This is a genomic window from Rhizorhapis sp. SPR117 (assembly GCF_021742065.1).
In genome coordinates this window covers 32099-52923 of record NZ_JAKKIE010000021.1, presented here as the reverse complement: position 1 = coordinate 52923, position 20825 = coordinate 32099, and the positions used below count along the sequence as shown (strand labels likewise).

Sequence of the window (20825 nt, the reverse complement as noted above, 5' to 3'; positions counted from 1 at the left end):
TCAGCTACATCAATCTCTCGCGGTCCCATGACCCCGAAACAGCCGCCAATATTCAAGCATTGCGACAAGCGAAAGTTCCACGGTCAAGCGCATGACAGCCACTTTGCGCCTGATCGAAAGTTCCGGCGTCAAAGCCGCGCGTCGCAAGCGGCGGACGGTGTCATAGAGCGTGACTCCAAGCACCCGTGCAAACCGCGGGGGATGCGTTGTTCGGTCCCAGCGTCCGCCACTCAGGCGCTTGCGCTTGCGGACCAGGCTTTCGCGAGAGGCGCGGACCGGATGGTGAACCGTCATTTCCGGGACGTAAATGAGGGGCAGGCCCGCGGCACGGATGCGCAGCGCCATTTCGCGGTCGCCGCCCGATTTCAGATCTTCGTTAAAGCCGCCCAGTTCATCGAAGATGGCACGGCGGCTCATCCAGTTGGCTGTGGCGCAATTGCCGCGCGATGCAAAGGACTGGGGAAAGCTGAAAAGCCGCTCGTAATCGGTAAAGGCCGGACCTTCGCCGCCGCCTTCCTCGAACAGGTTGATCCGACCGGCCAGAACACCCGCATCGGGATGCTGCCCCGCTGCCGCGATGGCCATGTCGAGCCAGTCGGGCGCGGGCAGGCAGTCGGCATCCGTAAAGGCCACATAAATGCCCCGCGCATGGGCAAGGCCCCGATTGCGTGCGGCATAGGAACCGGGGCGATGTTCGACAAGCACGGTTACACCTGGCACCGACAGGGCGGCCTCCACCGTTCCGTCGGTCGAACCATTGTCGACCACGATGATTTCAAATTCGTTCGATGGAATGGTCTGCGATTGAAGCGCATCAAGGCAACGACGAATCAAGCCGCGAGCGTTCCACACGGGTATGATTACGCTGACCAAAGGTGTGTGCATCAAAATACCTGCGATGTTCAGGGCGACGTGGCTTTTCGTTACGCCAAGGTTCGCGCACTCTGGAAAGGCGGTCAAGTGTTTGCGGCAGTTGCGAAGACGAGCCGGTGGGGAAGCTGGTCGAGTTGTGGCGCAACGTCCGCATGGCATGGAAACTATCGCCAATTTGGCTCTTCACGGCGCATTCGGTCCGCTCGGCTGTCTCGATCGGGTTGCGTTGCAGCGCAAAATCCGATTTGCTTGCCGTCACTCATCAGTGGCCGCTCGCAATGGCGCATACAAATTTGGCTGATGCCGCAAAGGGGAATCGCTTCACCGCGCGATCATGGCTGACATTGCTTTTTCCTGTCCTGTGGTTGTCGTTTCGATGACCAATGCCCTTGACCGGCGCGCTGCTTTTTCGGCGCGGGCGCGGGGCGCACAAATACCATGGGGGTTTTTTGATGCCCGTACGGATTTGATCGATGGCCTTGTTCTTGATGCGAATGCGGTCGAACGCAACAAGGGCCGGCCGATGACCAAAGGCGAGATCGGTTGCTATGTCAGCCACTTCAGCATCTGGCAGCAGATGGCGGACCAAGGCATAGCGCAGTGCATCGTGCTGGAAGACGACACGATCGTTGACTGGGCCTTTCTGGCGCGGCTTGCGGCCACCGATCTTGCGGCGCAGGACATCCCTTATTTGCGGCTTTACGCCAAACTGCCGACATTCAACCGGGTTATCGCGCGCAATTTTTTGCAGCATTCCCGCACCCTCGTGGAACTTGTCGGGCACCCCTACGGCACGCAAGCCTATGTCATCACGTTGGAGGGCGCCCGTGCATTTCTGCATGCATGTGCGACGATCAAGCGGCCCATTGACGATCAGATGGACCGGTCATGGGAGCACGGCATCCGTAATCTGGCGCTGTTTCCTGCACCGGTCATAGAGGAGTTCGTCGAATCCGGCATTGGTCAGGTGCGTTACAACTCACAACGGGGCAAAGCCTTTCACGCCCCGCGCCAGCGGCTTGTCCGCTGGGTCGATCGTCAAAGGATACGCATGAAAAAACTGAGCATGCTGCGTGGCGACTGATCCCTATGCATCTGCGTCCAGCGCACGGTTCGACACCCATTTGCGGCGGCAGAGCAAGCATTCCGTCGGCTGGTCGGTTGTCCGCTTCATGTCCGACCAGTTTTTTTCCTTTGTCGTCTTCGTTCTTCTCGCGAGGCTGCTGACCCGCGCCGACATCGGCGCTTTTGCGGTCATGGCGATCTTTGCTGAGGTTTTCCGCACGATGAGCGCGGCGGGGTTGATCCAGACTGTCGCGCGCGAACCAGCGCTGAGCAAGGAATTCACTGACACAGTCTATCGCAGCCATATGGGTTTCAGCCTGATCGCCTGCGCCGTCATATTGGCGTTGGCGCATCCCTTCGCCGCTTTCATGAACGCGCCCCAGATCGCTTTGCCGCTGCAAGTCCTCAGCATCGTGTTGCCAATTTCCGCGCTGGGCCAGACGCACATGGCGCTGCGCCTGCGCAATTTTGGGCACAAAACCACTGCCTTGCGGTCCGTTGCGAGCGGTATCATTGGCGGTGGGGCGGCGGTCGCGGCGGCCTTTGCAGGGTTCGGCCTTTGGGCGTTGGTCATCCAGCGGATCGTGACGGAGATCATCAGCGTCATCCTGTCCCGCGCCGCCTATGCCTGGACACCGGGCTGGGCATGGCGCTGGGCCATATTGAAACGGAATCTGGGCATCAACGGCAGCCTGACCGCGACGCAGCTTGTCTATATTTTTACCTCTCGTTTGCAGGAACTGGTGATCGGCAACGTGATCGGGATCGTTGCGGTTGGCATCTATCGAACCGCCTGGCGCACTGTGGACATCATTGCCGGGGGGGCAATCCGACCCTTTGCCACGGTCGCGATGCAAACACTGGCGCGGGTGAAGGATGATCGGGTCGAATTATGCCGCGCCTATCAGTGGATGATTTCGAAAGCGGCGGCGATTTCCTTTCCCGCACTGATCGGCTTTGGCGCAGTTGCACCTTTGGCGGTGCCCACGATATTTGGCGATAAGTGGGAGCAGGCGGGCGCCCTGGCTCAGATATTCGCGTTCATGGCTCCCGCCTTCACACTGAACCAGTTCGCATCGCCAGCATTGGGGGCATTGGGCGCGAGCCGCAGCCTGCTTGTTTTGTCGCTTACGCAGTTGAGCCTGACCGCCGTCTTCACCCTTCTGGCCGCACCCTATGGAGTGTTTGCCGTCGCATGGGCCTATGTCTTGCGCGCCTATCTGACCCTGCCCATGCAAATCATAATGCTGCACCGCATATCGGGAATCGGCTTCAACCGAACATGGTCGGCCATCTGGCAGCCATTTGCGGCCTCGGTGGTGATGGGAGCGGCGTTGCATGGTGCAATGATGATGCCAGGCGTTGCAGGTGGTCATGCCTGGCTTCGTCTGATCATGGTCATCGGCGGGGGTGCGCTGATCTATGGCGTGGTGCTGCTCATCATTTCGCCTTTCTGGCGTGCTTTCCTGTTCAAGACTTTGCGGGAGCTGCGGTAATGGCCATGCCGATTGTGGATGACAGCCTGTCCGCCGATACATTGGTGCAATCGCTCCGTCGGCGTCTTTCCGACTGCTTTGCCGAAGTGATACCCGATGGGCCATTGGCGCTGGTCGATTTCCCGGATTATTCCAACGTGGGCGATTCCGCGATCTGGTTAGGGCAGATGGCCTGGCTCGACGAAATGGGGCGGACGCCGGTTTATCATGCGGCATACAGGGATTTTTCGACAGACGGCCTGCGCCATGCCGCGCCCGATGGGCCGATCCTTATCAACGGCGGAGGCAATTTCGGGACCCTCTGGCCGCGCCATGAAGCCTTGCGCCTGCAATTGCTGCGCAGTTTTCCAGGCCGTCCAATCGTGCAATTGCCGCAATCCATTCATTTCACGGATGAAGTGCGCATCGATGACATGGCGCAGGCGATCAGCGCACATGGTGCTTTCACGCTATTGGTTCGCGATGTGCGTTCCTTCGAATTTGCGCAGCGGCATTTCGATTGCACGGTGCAGCTATGTCCCGATGCCGCGCTCTATCTTGGCCGTCTGCGCCGTTCGCCTGCTCGAACCGATATTTTCGCCTTGATGCGGACCGATGATGAAAAAGTCATGCGGGACGATGCGCCTTTGCCCGCTGGTGTGATGGGAGACGACTGGATCCAGGAAGGTGCCGGGGAAAGAAATATCCTGCGCGCACGCGCCAAAATCGACTCGCTATTTGCCGTGTCCCAATCTGCCAAACGTCTGCGGCGTTTTCGTCTTTTGGCGAACTGGCGGTTGCAGCGAGGGCTGGCGATGCTGTCTCAGGGGCGCGTTGTCGTCACGGACCGGCTGCATGCGCACATTCTGTCTCTTCTGCTCGACGTTCCGCATGTCGCTCTCGACAATAATTATGGCAAGCTCAGCGGGTTTGCACGGCAATGGACTGCTGGTTATCGGGGGTTTCGTCAGGCGCAAACGCGTGAAGAAGCGTTTCAGATCGCCCGAACGCTTCTTCTTGCTTCAGGGTGACTACTCCGTCGCCGTGACGGGCGCGCTATGCGCCGTTCAAGCACCGATGCCCGCGCGCTGAATAGCGTATAGCCGCACAGCACGCCATAGAGCGCCAATCCTTCCACCTGCCAGAAAGGCATGGTCGAGAAATTCAGGATGATGAAAGTCAGATGGGCAGCGCCAATCGTCAAACGCTCATGCCGCCGCGCCTTCAGCGTCAGGCCCGCCATCACGGTCCAGAGCATCAGCATGGCGATCAACCCCAGGATACCAAGTTCGTATAGCGTGCCGATCAGCGTATTATGCGGATAGACGTCGAATGCTGTTGCCCAGGATTCCGGGCCAAAGCCGAACAGATGCTGGAACGGCTGACCGGCGGCATAGGCATAGAGATATTCGCTCCAGATCAGCGGTCGTCCCGACAGGATATTCCGCTCGATCTGCGTGAATTCGCGGACCGGCTTGATCAGCGCGCCGGGATCGGCAAGGAAAGTGCCCAGATCTACAAAGCGCGTCTGATAAGCAACGGCCACGGCAGCCGCGCCCACCAGTCCGATGACAAGCGCCATCGTCACGACGGCCCGGCGCTGATCCCGCTTCACATATTGCGTGATCGCCATCCAAAAGGCCGCCAGCGCGACCGGCGCCACGGCGAAAATGGCCGTGCGATATCCGGCAAGAAAAATGCCGATCAGGGTTGCGGCGAGGAAGCCGAAACGCAAAGCGGGATGCAACCGATGGGCAAGGCACCCGATGATGAAAGCGGCTGTCAGTGCGACCGAAAAGGCTGCTTCATGATTATAGCCACCGATCCACACCAGGCCATCACCGGCTTCCGATCCTTTGGGCAGGTGCAGCGCCAGCGAAAGCCACTGGAAGAGCAGCAGTGGCGCAAATGCCCAGATGAGGAGCGGCATCAGCTTTTCTTCACTATCCTGCCGAAGCGCTTCGAACGCCGCGATCAAAATGATGATAAAATAGGCGTACTTGACCGTAACGCCCATTGGCCCTGCTACATCACCATTCAACCCGCCGCTCAGTATGACAAGCGCCAAGAGCAGATAGACAGGCAGCAGCACGGCCAACAGTAAATGGCGCAGGTGAATGACAAGCAGCCCAATACCGACAATAGCGATAGATGCCAGCGCATTGCCGGAAAGTCCTGCCGCAAGCGGCTTGAACATATAGACGTGATAGGCCCCGAAGATCATCCTCGCCCAAAGCGCGGCAAAGAGGAATCGGCCCGGCAGGCTCTTGATCTTCGAACCTGCCACCAGGGCAATGACGAACAGCAGCACCGTCGCAGGAACAAGCACCGCCAGCCCAAAAGCGGGTGTTGCGATTTGGCCGGTCTCCATCACCGCACCATCATGATGTCAGGTATAATAGTTTTTGTAAGCGTTGTAATAATAGCCTGCATCGCCGAAGCCGGAGCGGGCCTGCGCCCTTACATCAACCATGGACAAGCTGGCGCCGACAACATGCGAACCCACTTCGTCAAGGTTGCGCAGGGCAAGCTCCACCGCCTTGGCCGGCGTTTTGCGCCAACGCACCAGCATCACGACACAGTCCGCCTTTGACGAGATGATCCGGCTGTCATCGATTGGCAGGACGGGCGGGGTATCCAGCACGACAAAATCGAACAGTCCACGCAGATCGGCAAGCAATCCGGCAAAGGCGGGGCTGTCGGCAAATTGTCCGGGGCCTTTATGCTCGGGGCGCCGCGGCAGGATATACAGTCCGCTCGCTTCGTCCAGAAACACTGCTTCGTCCAACGTGCCCTTGCCTTCCAGCAGCGCTCCCAGCCCTATGGACTTGAGCGGGTTGAATTCCGAACCGGAAATGCGACGTCGAAGATCGCAATCGACTAGGATAGTCCGCGCGCCAGCCAACGCCGCCGAACGGGCAAGGCAGATTGCGGATGTGGTCTTGCCTTCGCCGGGAAGGGCAGACGTCACCGCTACGACGATGGAATCCTTGCCCGACTGCGCGAACTGGATCGAGGTGCGCAGACGTCGGAACGCTTCGGCAAAAGAGGACTGGGGCCTCTCCAGGATCATTTGAACAGGCGGCAATCCGGCTTCATGTTTGTCGAATTCTGGCGATCTGGCGGTGTCGGGTATCGAACCGAACGATGCGATGCCCAATTTCTTTTCGATGCCATCGCTCGTTTCTATGCCACGTTCAAGCAATTGCAGGATGGCGACGGCAACCGCTGATGCCGCGATCGCTGCAACAACGCCCAGCACCAGGAAAATGAGCAATTTTGGCGATGCCGGTACATTGGGGATGCCCGCGCGTGCAATGATATAGGCATTGCCGCGTTCAAGGCCCCGTTGCGCCCGTGTCTGCTTGTACCGGTCCAGAAAGGCCTGATACAGTACACGTGCGGATTCGGCGTTGCGTTCCAGTTCGGCTAGTCCAACCGATGCCGCATTGTTCGACGCCAGCGTGCCTTCTGTCCGATTGAGCGAACGGTTGAGGGAGGCTGTGCGCTGGCGCGCGGCATTGGCCTGAATGCTGACATTGGAAATGATGCGTTTGACCTCGCCATTGATCTGATCGTCAATGTCGCGCAACTCTTCCTCGGCACTTTTCAGTTCGGGATAGCCTGCGCCATAACGCTGGCGCAGGGAGGCAACTTTGGCGCTGAGTTCCGCCCGTTTGGCGCGGAGTTGACTGACAACGGGGGAATCGAGCGCTTCACCCAGTTCTTCGCCGCTGCCGCCGCCGGCAAGTTGGGAACGCGCAGTTGACAGGCGAGCCTCTGCCTCAGCCTGTTGCGCCCGCGCCTGGGCAAGCTGTGTGTTGAGTCCGGTCAGTTCCTCTTGGGCGACGCTGCTATCCCGGCTTGCATCGAACAGTCCGTGGCGCGCCCGATATTGGGAGACCGCTGCTTCGGCGGACTGAACCTGACCACGCAGTTGTTGCAGTTGCTCCTCAAGGAAATTGCTGGCGCGCTGTGTTGCGCCGGATTTTTCCTGAACCTGACTGCCGATATAGGTTTCGGCAAGCGTGTTCACGACCCGCGCCGCCATTTGCGGGGATTCGGATTGATAGCCGACATCGATCGCGTAAGAAAATCCGTTCCGTTCAACCTCCAGGTTGCTCAGCAACTGGAGAATGGCTGCATGCCGGGCGGCGTCGGGCGTAATGGATATTCCCTCTTCAATCGCCGGGTTGAATTCCGGCTCTTGCGTCAGTTTCAGCTTGTCGACCACTTTGCCGGCAAGTTCAGGTGATTTCAGAACTTCGACTTCGGTGTCGACTGAAGCGGAGTCGGGGTCGACGGTCGGGATGACCTGATCCACCTTGATGACCTGTTCAGCACCGCGCTCCAGGGCCACGCTCGTCCGCGCGAGATAACGCGGCGGCGTCAGGAAATAGCCGACAACTGCGATAGCCAGCATGATTGCACTGATGGCAAGGATGACGGGAAGGCGGCGACGGATAACGCGTATTAACCCGTGCAGGTCAACAAGGGCTTCTTCGTCGACCGGGTTCGGAATTCCGTTCAGCGTTCTGGGCAGGTGTTGAAGCCTGGCATCCATTAAGGCATCTCCGCGATCTTGTATGAAATGGACTGGGTCGCGCTAAAGCAATTCATGGCTCAGCCTTCGGATAATCCATCGTCTTCTCGCGGCAGAGCGGTTGCCGTAATGACAGCGCCGCTGATTCGAAGACTGAACTGTGCGCTTTTATTGCGCCGCGACAAGCGGTCGGCGCTGGACCGTGCGAAAGCCACGACCTGCTGGCATGCGGTATAGTGAACGGCTTTAGGAGTTTTTTAAGAGTATCGGGTAACCAGACTACAAGTAAGCTGCTGCATTAACTCTCTTATTGCCAACTGCCGAACGCGGGGATGGGAGAGACTGTAATGCATCTGACCGAAAAATCGCGCATGCGCTCTCTCGCGTCTGAGCCATTTGACAGCTTTTATCATCGGCATACGCCGCGCTGGCAGTATCGTAGCGCCCTGCTTTTTGCCTTTGGAGGTGCGCTGATATGTGGCGGCACAATATTCTGTCTGGCGTTCAGTCTTATTGCCTGAGGCTGGCGCCGCGCGGCATGTGAACGGCCGGACCAAGGCGAGTTCATGGCCGTGCTGCCTTCAATCCGCAACGTTTTACTTTGACGGGCGGAGGTAGGGCATTGGATTGATGACGAATCTTTTTGTCCGCACGAAGCATCAACAATTTTTCTTGCAATTCTCGATTTTACGCCTCCATTATGCTGCGGTGCACAATGCCTGCAAGGCAGAGGGAGAGCGGATGCCCTTTTATGAAATGCTCGATCGGAATGGCGCGATCCGCGATTGTTATGCGGAGGTGCAGAGTTGGGTAGAGCAGACGGGTATCACCGGGCTTAATCGGCGATTGGCGGAAGCCGAAGCAATATTTCGACGGATCGGCATTACCTTTGCGGTTTATGGCGAGGGCGGCGATCCCGAACGTCTCATCCCCTTCGATCTTTTGCCGCGTATCTTCACCGCACTGGAATGGCGATCGCTCGACAAGGGGATCAAGCAGCGGGCCCGGGCGCTGAATGCCTTTTTGCATGATGTCTATCATCGAGGCGAAATCGTGAAGGCCGGTATCATCCCGGGCGATCTGGTTTACAAAAACAGCGCCTATAAGCCGGAAATGATCGGCTTTTCGCCACCGGGCAAGGTTTACAGCCATATTGTAGGTATCGACATCGTGCGCACAGGACCCGATAGTTTTCAGGTGTTGGAGGATAATTGCCGCACGCCGTCGGGGGTGAGCTACATGCTCGAAAATCGTGAGATCATGGCGCGTATGTTCCCCGACCTGTTCGGACAAGGGTTGGTGGCGCCGGTGGACAATTATCCCGATCAGCTGCTTCAAAGCCTGAAGGAAGTGGCGCCGCCTGCCTGCGCGGGCGATCCGGTGGTGGTGGTGCTGACGCCAGGATCATTGAATTCAGCATATTACGAACACAGCTTTCTGGCCGATCTGATGGGCGTGGAACTGGTGGAACCTGCCGACCTGTTCGTCGATGAAGGCCGCGTATGGATGAAGACCACGAGCGGTCCAAAGGCTGTCGACGTGATTTATCGGCGCATCGATGATGAGTATCTGGACCCGCTCGCATTCCGACCTGACAGCATGTTGGGTGTGCCGGGGATTTTCAACGTCTATCGCAACGGTGGCGTGACACTTTGTTCCGCCCCCGGCGCGGGTATTGCTGATGACAAGGCGATCTACGTCTATGTACCGGCCATGATCCGCTTCTATCTGGGCGAACAGCCAATTCTGGAGAATATCCCCACATGGCAATGCGCAAAACCGGACGAATGCGCCTATGTGCTGGAACATCTGCACGAACTGGTGGCGAAGGAAGTGCATGGGTCTGGCGGCTATGGCATGCTGATCGGACCACAGGCGACGAAGGAAGCAGTCGCCGAATACGCAGAACGTATCAAGGCCAATCCGTCCGAATTCATCGCACAACCAACGCTGGAACTATCGACGGTGCCAACACTGGGTGAAATCGATATTGTTGAGCGCCATGCCGATTTCCGTCCCTATTGCCTTGTGGGAAAACAGATGCGGCTGGTTCCCGGCGGCCTTACCCGTGTAGCGCTGACCGAGGGATCGCTGGTGGTCAATTCCAGTCAGGGCGGCGGAGTCAAGGATACATGGATTCTACAGGACTGATGCTATGTTGAGCCGCACCGCAGACAATATCTACTGGATGGCCCGATATATGGAACGGGCGGAAAGCACGGCGCGGCTGCTGACCATGGGCCAACGCATGGCGATCCTGCCGGGATCGCTTCACCGCGATGAATGGCGATCGGTCGTTCGTGTGACAGGATGTGAAGACCTGTTTGCGGAGGACGGACTCGTCAAGGAAACCGATGTCATCCAGATGCTTGTACTGGATAAGGACAATCCCAATTCCATTCGGACCTGTATTTCGCGTGCGCGCGCCAATGCGAAATCGGTGCGCACCGCGCTGACACAGGAAATGTGGGAGGTCATTAATGACGGCTGGCGCAAGCTGGAAACCTACGATGTCAAGGAAGCGCGGCAGGAATTGCCCAGTCTGATCGACTGGGTCAAAACGCGCGCGTCGACTTTTCGCGGGGCCGCTGACTCCGGGCAGCTTCGTAACGCAGCGCATGATTTTCTGCGCCTCGGCGGGGTGCTGGAACGGGCGGAGATGACGCTGCGGCTGCTCGACGTCAAATATTATGTGCTGTTGCCTGAAACCGAGGTGGTGGGCGGCACCCGCGATCATTATCAATGGACATCGGTGTTGCACGCGCTATCCGGCAATCGCGCCTATCACCATGTATATGGCGGCGCTTATACGCCGTGGCAGATCACGGACTTCCTGATTTGCAACCGCACCTTTCCCCGTTCGGTAGCTTTCTGCTTTGACCAATTGCAGTATCGGCTAGGCCGCCTGGCCTATTTTCATGGCGAGCGGGCGGCGTGTCATGACACCATAATGGAGATGGTGGATAATCTCAATCAATTGGAGAAAGGTGAGATATTCAAAATCGGGCTACATGAAACAGTGCAGAATGGCCTTAAAATGACCAGTCGGCTGGGGGGTGAAATTGCGCAAGCCTACCACTTCTGAAGCTGGCAACAGGCGGCTGCTGATACGGCACCAGACGCTTTACATGTATGGAGCGGGCGCATCGCATGTTGCCTTGTTGTTGAAATTGCGGCCTTGCACACATGACAGCCAGAAAGTCGTGCACTGGTCGGTCGAAGTGAATGACGAAACGGTTCAGCATTGGAATCCCAATGGCTATGGCGATGCAGAGGCGCTCTGGGTTCACCATGGACATATGGACATGGTGAAAATCGTTGCGACAGGCCTTGTCGAGACGCAGGATCGGGCAGGGGTGGTCACCGGCTTGCCGCGCCATGTCGACCCCGCTGTTTTTCTTCGTGATACGCCGCTTACAAAAGCCAACAGCGATATTCGCGCGCTTGTCGCCCTGCCATCGCAGGAGGGCGATCTGGCACGCCTGCATATGCTGTCCGATATGGTCTACAAGGCTGTCACCTATAGTACCGGCGCGACCAGTGCAGCGTCTACAGCCGCGGAAGCTTTGGCGCAGGGAAGCGGCGTTTGTCAGGATCACGCCCATATCTTTATCAGTGCGGCACGGTCTGCCGGGATGCCGGCGCGTTATGTAACGGGCTATTTGCTCGCCAATGAAGATGCTGAGGCATTGCATGAAACCCATGGCTGGGCCGAAGCCTTTGTCAGTGGTCTTGGCTGGGTCGGTTTTGATCCATCCAACGGCGTTTGCGTGACGCCGAACTATGTTCGGCTTGCTATCGGCACCGATGCCCATGACGCAGCGCCTGTGCGCGGATCGGTGACAGCGGCGGGTGAAATCTCCATTGACGCCGACGTGCGGATCGCGCAGGCCAGCGAAGACGAGACCGAACAGGCCCAACAACAACAGCAACAACAGCAATAAGTCGGGGACTACAGGGCGATGACCTACTGCGTGGCATTGCGGGTGAATGCCGGAATTGTAATGCTTGCGGATACCCGCACGAATGCGGGCATGGATAATATCTCGCGTTTTCGGAAGCTTTTTACCTATGAAGTGCCCGGCGAACGGGCAATTGGCATGATGATGTCCGGTAACCTGTCGATCACGCAAGGGGTGAAGACCGTCCTATCGCGCGCCATCAAGCAGTCGGAATCCGATGCCAATATCGAAACTATCCTGAATTGCGATTCGATGTTTCGTGCAGCGCAAATCGTGGGCGATGCCATGGCCACCATGCAGGGCAAATATCGCGACACCATAGAAATGCAGGGTGCGGCGGCCGATGCCACATTATTGTTAACGGGCCAACGCAAGGGCGGAAAACCGCGCCTGTATCTGATCTATAGCGCAGGAAATTTCATCGAAGCGACTGCCGAAACGCCCTATTTCCAGATTGGCGAACATAAATATGGCAAGCCGATACTCGACCGGATCATCGTGCCTGAAACATCGATCGAGGAGTGCGTGAAGGCGGCTTGCGTATCGATGGATTCGACTTTGCGGTCCAATCTTTCGGTCGGAATGCCGCTGGATCTGGCGATCATAAAAACCGATGAATATGGCTTTGGCACGCGAACGCGCATTGAAGCGGATGATGAAGCTTTCGCGAATATTTCTCAAAGCTGGTCAGCGGCTTTGCGCAAAGGGTTCGAGGATCTGCCGTCGTTCGTGGATTAGGCGGCAGCCTATTCCACCAGCATTTCCAACGGCGCGTGATGGCCCAGAAAAGCCGATGGGCTTGCGCTTGCGCCATAGGCCCCGGCCAGGAAAATCGCCACGACATCGCCAGCCTTCGCTTCGGGCAGCAGCACCTTGTCGGCCAGCCGGTCAAGCGGGGTGCACAGACAGCCGACGATGGTGACGGGATCAGTGGAGGGTTTCGCGCCAAAACGATTGGCGATGGCGACCGGGTAATTGCGCTTGACCACCGTACCGAAATTACCGCTGGCCGCGAGTTGGTGGTGCAGGCCTCCGTCGACAACCAGATAGGTTTCGCCCTGACTGACCTTTCGATCCACGATCCGGGTCAGATAAACACCCGCTTCGCCGACCAGCCAGCGACCAAGTTCTATGGCGAAGATACTGTCTTTCAGGATGGCGGGCCGATTTTCGAGCGTTTCGGCCAACGCAGCACCCACTTTTTCAATATCGAGCGGAACCTCGCCGGGGAAATAGGGGATTCCGAACCCTCCCCCCAGATTGACGCGCGGCGGTGTCGCATTGACCTCTTCGGCTAGCCGCGCGGCAAGGGCAATCGTGGCGCGCTGTGTGTCGATGATAGCGTCGGCATCAAGTGCCTGCGATCCGGCGAAAATATGAAAGCCGCGCCAGTCGGCTCCAGCGGCGATAACATGACTGGCCAGCGCTCCGGCACGACCAGCATCGACGCCAAAGGGTTTGGCGCCTCCGCCCATGCGCATTCCCGATCCACGCAGGTCGAAATCGGGATTGACGCGTATGGCAAGACGCGGTGTTTTTCCCAATCGTTGCGCGATGGCTAACGCCCGGTCGGCTTCCCCTTCGGATTCCAGATTTATGGTGACGCCTGCGAAGATCGCGGCTTCCAGTTCCCTGTCGCGCTTTCCGGGGCCTGCAAAGCTGATGTGGCTCGGCTGCATTCCGGCGCGAAGGGCCATGTCCAGTTCACCACCCGATGCAATATCGAAACCGTCGGTGAGGCTCACCATCCGTTCCAACAGAGGTGCGTAAGGGTTTGCCTTCATGGCGTAATGCAGTGTTACGCCCGCTGGCATGGCCGCGCGAAACCGGGCCACCTGCGCCTTTATTATGCCAAGGTCATAGACAAATAACGGCGTATCCCCAGCCTCTTCGATCAACGAGGCGATGCCGCAGCCGCCGATCAGCAACATGCCGTCTTCGCTGTCGAAAAAAGGTGGAATGGGTCCCATGGGCTTCATGGCGTGAATTCCCGCGCCAGCTTTACCCGGTCGATCTTGCCATTAGGATTGCGCGGAAACTGATCGACGAAGCGGATATATCCAGGCTGCATGAAATTTGGCAATTCCGCTCTCAGATGCGTTTTTATCATATGTTCCGCTTCCCCGGCGTCTGACGTTTCCCGCTGCCTTAGCAGCAGGCAGATCGCAGCGCCAAGTCGTTCATCGGGCACGCCGATCGCGATGGCTTCGGCAATGTTGGGGGCCTGAACCGCTACCTCCTCGATTTCGGTCGGGCTGATGCGATTGCCCGCGCTCTTGATCATCGCATCGTCGCGGCTGACGAAATACAGCAGGCCTTCGGCATCGCGGCGGACGGTGTCGCCCGACCATACGGCGATGCCGCCATAGGTCGAAGCAACCGGGGCAGGGCGGAAACGTTCGGCGGTTCGTTCGGGGTCGCGCCAATAGCCCTGCGCGACCAGTGGCCCGCAATGGACCAGTTCGCCCGGTTCGTCATCGTCTGTCACACGACCGTCCGGTTGAACCACCAGAATTTCGGCAAAAGGAATGGCCTTTCCCATGCTGTCGGGATGGGTATCGACCAATGCCGGATCGAGATAGGTTGAACGGAACGCTTCGGTCAGGCCGTACATCGGATAAAGGTCCGCCTGCGGGAACAGGGCGCCCAACCGTTCAACCAATGGACGGGTCAGCGCGCCGCCGCTGTTTGTCAGCCGCCGCAGCTTGGCAGCAATTTCAGGCGGCCATTGTTGCTCGACCAGTTGCACCCATAACGGCGGAACGCCTGCAAGCGTGGTGATGTCATACCTGTCCACCGCTTTTATGACATCGCGTGGCGTCAGATAATCGAGCGGCATGGCGCACGCTCCCGCTGCCCAGGTGGAAAACAGCTGATTCTGTCCGTAATCGAAGCTGAATGGCAGCACGCACAGCGTCCGGTCGTCGGGTGTCAGGCGCAGATATTGCGCAACCGCAACCGCGCCAAGCCACAGGTTGGCATGGCTCAGCATCACGCCTTTTGGCTGTCCCGTAGAACCGCTGGTGTATAAAATAGCCGCAAGGGTATCTGGGTCGGCGGCGGATGGCGGCAGGCTGTCATTTGCGGAGGCCATGGCAGCTTCCAGCACATCCTCCCGGACAAGAGCGCACCCTTGGGGAATATTGTCCGGGTCCAGCGTATCAAGCCGCGCGCCGGTGCCGATCAATATCGCCGCGCCACTGTCGGCCAGGATATGCGCCACCTGCGCATGTTTGAGCAAAGGGTTGACCGGCACGTGTACCATTCCCGCCCGCGCACAGGCCAGCGGCATCAGGCAGGCAAGCCGCGTCTTGCCCATCCAACTGGCAACGCGCCCGCCCGGTTCGTGGATCTGCGCACCAAGCCATGCCGCCAGCCGACCCACGGCAGCGTCAAGATCGGCATAGGTCAGAGTGCCAAAGCGTCCCTGAAGGGCTGGTGCCTCGGCTGTCCCGGCACGGCACACATGATCGATCGGACAGGGTTGCGAATCCAGTAACCACATATCCAGCTTTTTGTTATATCCTTGGTTCATCAGACAGGGAGATAGCGATTTGTGGGTCAAGGGGGAATATCACGATGATTTCACCAATGTCCGGAAAGTTTCCCGAGAGGGCCTGAGCCGAGAGAGTCAGCCGCACCTGTTCGACCGGGTGGACTGGCTGGAAAATCTTTATAAACACTGCCTTTCCGGCTATCCGCCCCTGTTCCTGCGCGCGCGGGCCGAAGGGGCGGAGGGCTGGCTGTTCCTTTATCATCGACGAACGGGCGAATATCATGCGCTCGCCAACTGGTATAATTTTTCCTTCCGTCCTGTTTTTTCCGGCAATCATGATGAAAAAATACGTCGTGCGCTATTGAAAGCCATGGCGCGGCGGTTGCGCGGACGTGCCGCACATATCGTGCTTTATCCGGTGGTCGATGAGGATGGAGCAGTTGATTCGCTCCTGAGCGCCTTTCGGGCCGCAGGTTGGGCCGCTTTTGCGCAGCCTGTCGACCGCAATCATTTTCTCGATCTGGAAGGGCGCGACTTCGACAGTTACTGGAGCGCCCGACCCGGTGCGGTGCGCAGCACCGTTGATCGCAAATTGGCCAAATTCCCGCTTGAACTGGAAATTCATGACCGCTTTTCTCCTGAAATATGGGAAGAATATGAGGCGGTTTACGAAAATAGCTGGAAACCCGAAGAGGGCAGCTTGTCCTTTCTGCGCGCAATTGCCGAACATGAAGGGCAGGCGGGGCATTTGCGCATCGGGATTGCCCGGAGCGAGGGTGTGGCCGTTGCGGCACAGTTCTGGACCGTTGAAAATGGGGCAGCCCTGATCCACAAGCTCGCGCATCGTGAAGATGCGGGCGCGGGTTCTCCCGGAACCCTGCTAAGTTATGCCATGTTTCGTCATGTGATTGACGTGGACAAGGTGGAACGGATTGACTTTGGCACCGGCGATGACGCCTATAAACGCGACTGGATGGAGGATGAGCGCCCCCTCTATCGGATTGATCTGTACAACCTGCGCAGGCCATCCAGCTGGTTCCCTGCGCTCAAGGCCTTCATTTCCGGCCTTGTCCGCTCCCGGAAGACATAATAGGGGAACCTCTGGTTTGCCGGATCAGCTTTGGGGGAGTGATGCACGAGGGCGCTGAAATTGTCGAACAGACCGTGCGGAGCGTTCTGCATGATTTGCTCGGCATATCGCAGGAACGGCTGGCCTTGTTCGATGACACGACGCCCTTGTTCGGCGCGCTGCCGGAACTCGATTCGATGGCGGTCGCGGGTGTGTTGACCGAACTGGAGGACCGGCTGGGCATCATCATCGAGGATGACGATGTCGATGGAGAGATTTTCGAGACGCTGGGAAATCTGATCCGTTTTGCACGAGACAAGGCGCTGGGGTGATCTGCCAGTATAGTTTTTCCGGCAATAGCGAACAATATGTGCATCTGGGGCGGGGACATCCACGCCAGATTTTGATCATCCCGCCTTTTTTTGAGGAAATGAACCGGACTCGCTGGCTGATGCTCACCGCCATGCGAACATTGGACGAAGCCCGGATCGGGACGATCCTGCCCGATCTTCCGGGGCAGAATGAAAGCCTTGTGACCGATGAGACAATCAGTCTTTCGCTCTGGCACGCGGCGCTGGAACGGTTGGCGGCGCAGTCCGGCGTGGCGATCGACATGATTTGCGCGTTCCGGTCCGGCGCCATGCTGGACGATGCCTTTCCCTGTCCCCGTCATTGGCGATTGGCGCCTGAAGATGGGCCAGGCCTGTTGCGGCAATTGATCCGCACCCGCCTTGCCGCCGACAGGGAGGCGGGTCTTTCGGGCAGTACGGAGCTGTTACTGGCGAATGCGCGACAGGAAAGCACTGAATTCGCGGGGACCTGCTTGTCGCCCGTCTTCATCAATGATCTCGAAAATGCAAAGCTGACCGTACACGAACAGGTGCGGACGGTGCAACTTGACGGCAATGCGGCACAGGCCGACGCCTATATCAGCGGCAAACCGCTTTGGCGGCAGAGCGAGCCGGACGAGGACCAGTGGCTGGCGCAACAGATTGCCGGCGATATTGCCGCATGGGTGCATCGTTGAGGCGCCATATCCATTTCTCCTGCCAGGGGCAGCAACTTTCCGCCAGTATCGATGATGGGCGGATGAACACAGGCCTTTTGATCGTATCGGGCGGCAATGAAGTGCGTTCGGGCGCTCACCGGGGCATGGCCAAACTGGCGGCGCGGCTGGCCCGCGATGGCTTTTCAGTGTTTCGTTTCGACCGGCGCGGTATTGGCGATAGCGAAGGCGAAAATGGCGGGTTCCTTTCATCGGGACCGGACATTGCGGCGGCGGCGGCGGCCTTTCGCAAGGCCTGCCCGGAATTGGAACGGATTGTTGCCTTTGGCAATTGCGACGCGGCGACCGCGCTTACCTTTTTCCATGACCCTGACGACATCGCAGCGTTGTTGCTCGCCAATCCATGGGTGATCGAAAATGCTGGCGACTTGCCCCCATCGGCTGCCATTCGTCAGCGTTACTGGTCCCGCTTGCGCAGTCCCCGCAAAATTTGGGGCTTGTTTACGGGGCGGGTCGATCTCGGCAAGCTTTGCCATGGGCTTGTGGCCGCGCGCGGTGGCGGTAAGGAAAGTGGCCTTGCCCGCCAACTGGCTCGCGCCCTGTATGATACGCCACGTCCTATCAGCTTCATTCTGGCTGAACATGACAATACGGCCATGGCTTTTCAGGATGCATGGAACCGGCCCGCCTTTGACGATGTGCGCGATACGGGGCGGGTGCGGCTGGTGAAAATCCCTACGGCTTCACACAGCTTTGCCCGAACCGAAGATGCCGAGGCATTGTACCGGGCGGTTCGCAACATGCTGCATCATGTCGCGATGGGATAGGCGCGGCTCTATTCTGCCGCCGCCATTTCGAAGTCCGCTTCTGCCAGAAACCGTTCGGCGTCCAGTGCGGCCATGCAACCCATGCCGGCGGCGGTGACGGCCTGACGATAGATTTTATCCGTAACGTCGCCAGCCGCAAAAACGCCCGGAATGCTGGTCCGTGACGTGCCCTTTTCAATCAGCAGATAGCCCTCATCCATCGGCAACAGGCCTTCGAACAATTCGGTGGCGGGTTTGTGGCCGATTGCGACGAATGCACCATCCGTGGGGATATGCGATTTCTCGCCGGTCACTGTGTCGGTCAGGTCAACGCCGACCAGTCCTTCGGGGTCTCCGCCGCCGACGAAACGGTCGACGGCCTTGTTCCACAGCACCTTGATATTGGGATGGGCGAACAGGCGGTCTTGCAGAATCTTTTCCGCGCGAAACGAATCGCGGCGATGGATCAGCGTCACGTCATGGCTGTGGTTGGTGAGGTACAGCGCCTCTTCAACCGCGGTGTTGCCGCCGCCGATGACCACCACCTTCTTGCCACGGTAGAAAAAACCATCGCATGTGGCGCAGGCCGACACGCCTTTGCCTTGCAACAATATCTCGCTTTCAAGGCCCAGCCATTTGGCCTGCGCGCCCGTTGCAATTACCAGCGCATCGGCAAAATATTCGGTTCCGCCGTCGCCGGTCAGTCGGAATGGCCGTTTGGACAGGTCCACCTCGACAATCTGGTCGTACATCATCTGCGTGCCGACATGTTCGGCCTGTGCCTGCATTTCCTCCATCAACCAGGGACCCTGAATGACGTCGCGAAAGCCGGGATAGTTTTCGACGTCGGTCGTGATCGTCAACTGGCCGCCGGGCTGCAGGCCCTGAACGACGATCGGCGCCAAACCTGCGCGCGCACCATAAATTGCGGCGCTCAGGCCAGCGGGCCCTGAACCCAGGATCAGCAGACGGGTGGAATGGGTTGCGGTCATAAGGCTTCCGATTGTTCCTGATGCGATTCGGTTGATATCGGGAAATAGGGATTGGGACGATATAGGCGCAAGTCTGGAAGGACGTAGAGTTTCTTTGCGTCCTAAAACACCGCTGCGACCAGCTTGGCGAAGGCATCGGCCCTGTGGCTCATCGCATGTTTGCGTTCGGGGTCCATTTCACCAAAGCTGATGGCATGGCCCGTTGGCTGAAATATAGGGTCATAGCCAAAACCCTTGTCACCGCGCGGAGGCCAGGTGATCAGCCCATCGACGCGCCCTTCGAACACCTCGACATGTCCATCGGGCCATGCCAGCGCGAGAGCGCAGATGAAGTGCGCGTCATGGCCGGCCTCTGGCCCCTTGGCGGCCAGATTGTCCCAGACCAGCCGCATGGCAAGGCCGAAATCCTTGCTTGGACCGGCCCACCGCGCAGAAAAGATGCCCGGTTCGTTGTCCAGCGCCTCAACACACAGGCCGCTGTCGTCGGCCAGTGCGGGAAGGCCCGACAAATCGGCGGCCTGTAACGCCTTCAACTCTGCATTGGCGATGAAGGTTGTGCCGGTTTCATCGGGTTCGGGCAGGCCCAGCGTTGCCGCCGAAACCGGCTGGATGCCATAGGGGTCAAGCAGCGCCCTGATCTCACGCACCTTGCCGGCATTGTGGCTGGCGATGACCAGCTTGCCGGGTTGCAGCTTGCGGATCGCCTGCTTTTCCATCACCGCCCCGTCGCCCTGCCTGTTGCAACGTCCTGTGCCGTGAAAATCTGATTGCAGCCGATGCGGGCGAGGCGGAGGAGGCGCAACAGGCCTTCTTCGTCATAGCATTCGCCCTCTGCCGTTGCTTGCGCTTCGGCAATCTTGCCATCGCCGGTCAGGACGAAATTGGCGTCGGCTCCGGCGTTGCTGTCCTCGTCATAATCAAGGTCAAGAACAGGCGTGCCATTGTAAATGCCGCAACTGATCGCCGCGACCTTCTGAATGATCGGATCTTGCGAGATCAATTCCTTAGCCAGCAGCGAATCGACCGCAAGCCGCAGCGCAACCCATGCGCCGCTGATGGAGGCCGTGCGCGTGCCGCCGTCTGCCTGTATGACGTCGCAATCGAGGACGATCTGCCTCTCGCCCAGTTTCTTCATGTCAACCACTGCCCGCAGCGAGCGGCCGATCAGGCGCTGGATTTCCTGTGTGCGTCCCGATTGCTTTCCTTTGGCGGCTTCCCGGTTGCCACGCGTGTGGGTGGCGCGGGGAAGCATGCCATATTCGCCAGTGACCCAGCCTTCGCCCTTGCCCCGCAGGAAGGGAGGGATTTTCTCCTCCACCGACGCCGTGCACAACACCCGGGTGTTACCAAAGCTGACAAGGCAGCTTCCTTCCGCATGAATGGTGAAACCGGGTTCCATGGTAATAACCCGCATTTCATCGGGGGCGCGGCCGGATGGGCGCATGTGATTGTCTCCTGTGGCTGTTTGCGAAGGGGCTTTAGCGCTTGTCCCGCGTGCTTGCCAGTGGGATGGGAAATATATGCCCCCTGGCGTGGAA

General features: G+C 58.6%; 20 protein-coding genes. 11 read left to right on the top strand and 9 right to left on the bottom strand.

Annotated features, from left to right (window positions below; all coding sequences use genetic code 11):
• Positions 1-9 precede the first annotated feature (9 nt).
• Both L3X40_RS10015 and L3X40_RS10010 read right to left on the bottom strand, forming a co-directional pair.
• The gene (locus L3X40_RS10015; RefSeq protein WP_237365503.1) at positions 10-834 is read right to left on the bottom strand and encodes a glycosyltransferase; all 825 of its coding nucleotides are present in this window, start codon (positions 832-834) and stop codon (positions 10-12) included.
• The gene (locus L3X40_RS10010; RefSeq protein ID WP_237365502.1) at positions 815-1132 is read right to left on the bottom strand and encodes a hypothetical protein; all 318 of its coding nucleotides are present in this window, start codon (positions 1130-1132) and stop codon (positions 815-817) included. The genes L3X40_RS10015 and L3X40_RS10010 overlap by 20 nt, the downstream gene beginning before the upstream one ends.
• A gap of 75 nt (positions 1133-1207) precedes the next feature.
• Here L3X40_RS10010 and L3X40_RS10005 point away from each other — a divergent pair, with 75 nt between their 5' ends.
• Genes L3X40_RS10005 through L3X40_RS09995 form a run of 3 tightly spaced genes read left to right on the top strand, consistent with a single transcriptional unit; the run spans position 1208 to position 4444 of the window.
• Entirely contained in the window at positions 1208-1957 is a 750-nt protein-coding gene (locus L3X40_RS10005) for a glycosyltransferase family 25 protein (protein ID WP_237365501.1), read from the top strand.
• The gene (locus L3X40_RS10000; protein WP_237365500.1) at positions 1947-3434 is read left to right on the top strand and encodes a lipopolysaccharide biosynthesis protein; all 1488 of its coding nucleotides are present in this window, start codon (positions 1947-1949) and stop codon (positions 3432-3434) included. Before L3X40_RS10005 ends, L3X40_RS10000 begins: the two co-directional genes overlap by 11 nt.
• Positions 3434-4444, top strand: a complete 1011-nt coding sequence (locus tag L3X40_RS09995; protein WP_237365499.1) for a polysaccharide pyruvyl transferase family protein — start codon at positions 3434-3436, stop codon at positions 4442-4444. Before L3X40_RS10000 ends, L3X40_RS09995 begins: the two co-directional genes overlap by 1 nt.
• Here L3X40_RS09995 and L3X40_RS09990 read toward each other — a convergent pair.
• Positions 4408-5784, bottom strand: a complete 1377-nt coding sequence (locus tag L3X40_RS09990) for an O-antigen ligase family protein (protein WP_237365498.1) — start codon at positions 5782-5784, stop codon at positions 4408-4410. The two genes, L3X40_RS09995 and L3X40_RS09990, sit on opposite strands and share 37 nt — an antisense overlap.
• Positions 5785-5802: 18 nt before the next feature.
• On the bottom strand, positions 5803-7977 hold the full coding sequence (locus L3X40_RS09985; protein WP_237365497.1) for a GumC family protein: 2175 nt from the start codon (positions 7975-7977) through the stop codon (positions 5803-5805).
• A gap of 720 nt (positions 7978-8697) precedes the next feature.
• Between L3X40_RS09985 and L3X40_RS09980 the strand changes: the two genes are divergently transcribed.
• Genes L3X40_RS09980 through L3X40_RS09965 form a run of 4 tightly spaced genes read left to right on the top strand, consistent with a single transcriptional unit; the run spans position 8698 to position 12656 of the window.
• Positions 8698-10107, top strand: coding sequence for a circularly permuted type 2 ATP-grasp protein (locus L3X40_RS09980; protein WP_237365520.1), 1410 nt, complete (start codon positions 8698-8700; stop codon positions 10105-10107).
• A gap of 4 nt (positions 10108-10111) precedes the next feature.
• On the top strand, positions 10112-11041 hold the full coding sequence (locus L3X40_RS09975; protein ID WP_237365496.1) for an alpha-E domain-containing protein: 930 nt from the start codon (positions 10112-10114) through the stop codon (positions 11039-11041).
• Positions 11019-11900 (top strand): transglutaminase family protein, encoded by an 882-nt coding sequence (locus L3X40_RS09970; protein WP_272907940.1) that lies wholly within the window; start codon positions 11019-11021, stop codon positions 11898-11900. Before L3X40_RS09975 ends, L3X40_RS09970 begins: the two co-directional genes overlap by 23 nt.
• A gap of 18 nt (positions 11901-11918) precedes the next feature.
• Positions 11919-12656 carry a peptidase gene (locus tag L3X40_RS09965; protein ID WP_272907939.1) on the top strand — a complete coding sequence of 246 codons (738 nt, stop codon included), beginning with the start codon at positions 11919-11921 and terminating at the stop codon, positions 12654-12656.
• A gap of 8 nt (positions 12657-12664) precedes the next feature.
• Here the strand turns inward: L3X40_RS09965 and L3X40_RS09960 are convergent, their stop codons facing one another.
• Positions 12665-13897: a pyridoxal-dependent decarboxylase, exosortase A system-associated gene (locus L3X40_RS09960; RefSeq protein WP_237365494.1), complete on the bottom strand. Its 1233-nt coding sequence runs from the start codon at positions 13895-13897 to the stop codon at positions 12665-12667.
• A complete protein-coding gene (locus L3X40_RS09955) occupies positions 13894-15423 on the bottom strand; it encodes an acyl-CoA ligase (AMP-forming), exosortase A system-associated (protein WP_237365493.1) in 1530 nt (509 codons plus the stop codon). Before L3X40_RS09955 ends, L3X40_RS09960 begins: the two co-directional genes overlap by 4 nt.
• A gap of 49 nt (positions 15424-15472) precedes the next feature.
• Between L3X40_RS09955 and L3X40_RS09950 the strand changes: the two genes are divergently transcribed.
• From L3X40_RS09950 to L3X40_RS09935, 4 genes are read left to right on the top strand one after another with little or no spacing between them, the layout of a single operon-like run.
• Positions 15473-16504: a GNAT family N-acetyltransferase gene (locus L3X40_RS09950; RefSeq protein ID WP_237365492.1), complete on the top strand. Its 1032-nt coding sequence runs from the start codon at positions 15473-15475 to the stop codon at positions 16502-16504.
• Between the two features lie 41 nt (positions 16505-16545).
• Complete coding sequence (locus L3X40_RS09945; RefSeq protein ID WP_237365491.1) at positions 16546-16815, top strand: acyl carrier protein; 270 nt, start codon at positions 16546-16548, stop codon at positions 16813-16815.
• Complete coding sequence (locus L3X40_RS09940) at positions 16812-17510, top strand: hypothetical protein (protein WP_237365490.1); 699 nt, start codon at positions 16812-16814, stop codon at positions 17508-17510. The genes L3X40_RS09945 and L3X40_RS09940 overlap by 4 nt, the downstream gene beginning before the upstream one ends.
• A complete protein-coding gene (locus tag L3X40_RS09935; RefSeq protein ID WP_237365489.1) occupies positions 17495-18316 on the top strand; it encodes a hydrolase 1, exosortase A system-associated in 822 nt (273 codons plus the stop codon). The genes L3X40_RS09940 and L3X40_RS09935 overlap by 16 nt, the downstream gene beginning before the upstream one ends.
• A gap of 8 nt (positions 18317-18324) precedes the next feature.
• On the opposite strand, the gene trxB is transcribed toward L3X40_RS09935, so the two are convergent.
• From trxB to rph, 3 genes are all read right to left on the bottom strand, one after another.
• On the bottom strand, positions 18325-19287 hold the full coding sequence (gene trxB / locus L3X40_RS09930; protein WP_237365488.1) for a thioredoxin-disulfide reductase: 963 nt from the start codon (positions 19285-19287) through the stop codon (positions 18325-18327).
• Positions 19288-19388: 101 nt separating this feature from the next.
• Positions 19389-20003, bottom strand: a complete 615-nt coding sequence (rdgB, locus tag L3X40_RS09925) for an RdgB/HAM1 family non-canonical purine NTP pyrophosphatase (protein WP_237365487.1) — start codon at positions 20001-20003, stop codon at positions 19389-19391.
• On the bottom strand, positions 20003-20731 hold the full coding sequence (gene rph, locus L3X40_RS09920; protein ID WP_237365486.1) for a ribonuclease PH: 729 nt from the start codon (positions 20729-20731) through the stop codon (positions 20003-20005). Before rph ends, rdgB begins: the two co-directional genes overlap by 1 nt.
• Positions 20732-20825 lie beyond the last annotated feature (94 nt).

Excerpts from the sequence above, each read along its gene's own strand:
- L3X40_RS10005 (WP_237365501.1), top strand. The coding sequence starts at position 1,208 with ATGGCTGACATTGCTTTTTCCTGTCCTGTGGTTGTCGTTTCGATGACC.
- L3X40_RS09995 (WP_237365499.1), top strand. The coding sequence starts at position 3,434 with ATGGCCATGCCGATTGTGGATGACAGCCTGTCCGCCGATACATTGGTG.
- L3X40_RS09990 (WP_237365498.1), bottom strand. The coding sequence starts at position 5,784 with ATGGAGACCGGCCAAATCGCAACACCCGCTTTTGGGCTGGCGGTGCTT.
- L3X40_RS09985 (WP_237365497.1), bottom strand. The coding sequence starts at position 7,977 with ATGGATGCCAGGCTTCAACACCTGCCCAGAACGCTGAACGGAATTCCG.
- L3X40_RS09980 (WP_237365520.1), top strand. The coding sequence starts at position 8,698 with ATGCCCTTTTATGAAATGCTCGATCGGAATGGCGCGATCCGCGATTGT.
- L3X40_RS09975 (WP_237365496.1), top strand. The coding sequence starts at position 10,112 with ATGTTGAGCCGCACCGCAGACAATATCTACTGGATGGCCCGATATATG.
- L3X40_RS09965 (WP_272907939.1), top strand. The coding sequence starts at position 11,919 with ATGACCTACTGCGTGGCATTGCGGGTGAATGCCGGAATTGTAATGCTT.
- L3X40_RS09960 (WP_237365494.1), bottom strand. The coding sequence starts at position 13,897 with ATGAAGCCCATGGGACCCATTCCACCTTTTTTCGACAGCGAAGACGGC.
- L3X40_RS09955 (WP_237365493.1), bottom strand. The coding sequence starts at position 15,423 with ATGTGGTTACTGGATTCGCAACCCTGTCCGATCGATCATGTGTGCCGT.
- L3X40_RS09945 (WP_237365491.1), top strand. The coding sequence starts at position 16,546 with ATGCACGAGGGCGCTGAAATTGTCGAACAGACCGTGCGGAGCGTTCTG.
- L3X40_RS09935 (WP_237365489.1), top strand. The coding sequence starts at position 17,495 with ATGGGTGCATCGTTGAGGCGCCATATCCATTTCTCCTGCCAGGGGCAG.
- trxB (WP_237365488.1), bottom strand. The coding sequence starts at position 19,287 with ATGACCGCAACCCATTCCACCCGTCTGCTGATCCTGGGTTCAGGGCCC.
- rdgB (WP_237365487.1), bottom strand. The coding sequence starts at position 20,003 with ATGGAAAAGCAGGCGATCCGCAAGCTGCAACCCGGCAAGCTGGTCATC.
- rph (WP_237365486.1), bottom strand. The coding sequence starts at position 20,731 with ATGCGCCCATCCGGCCGCGCCCCCGATGAAATGCGGGTTATTACCATG.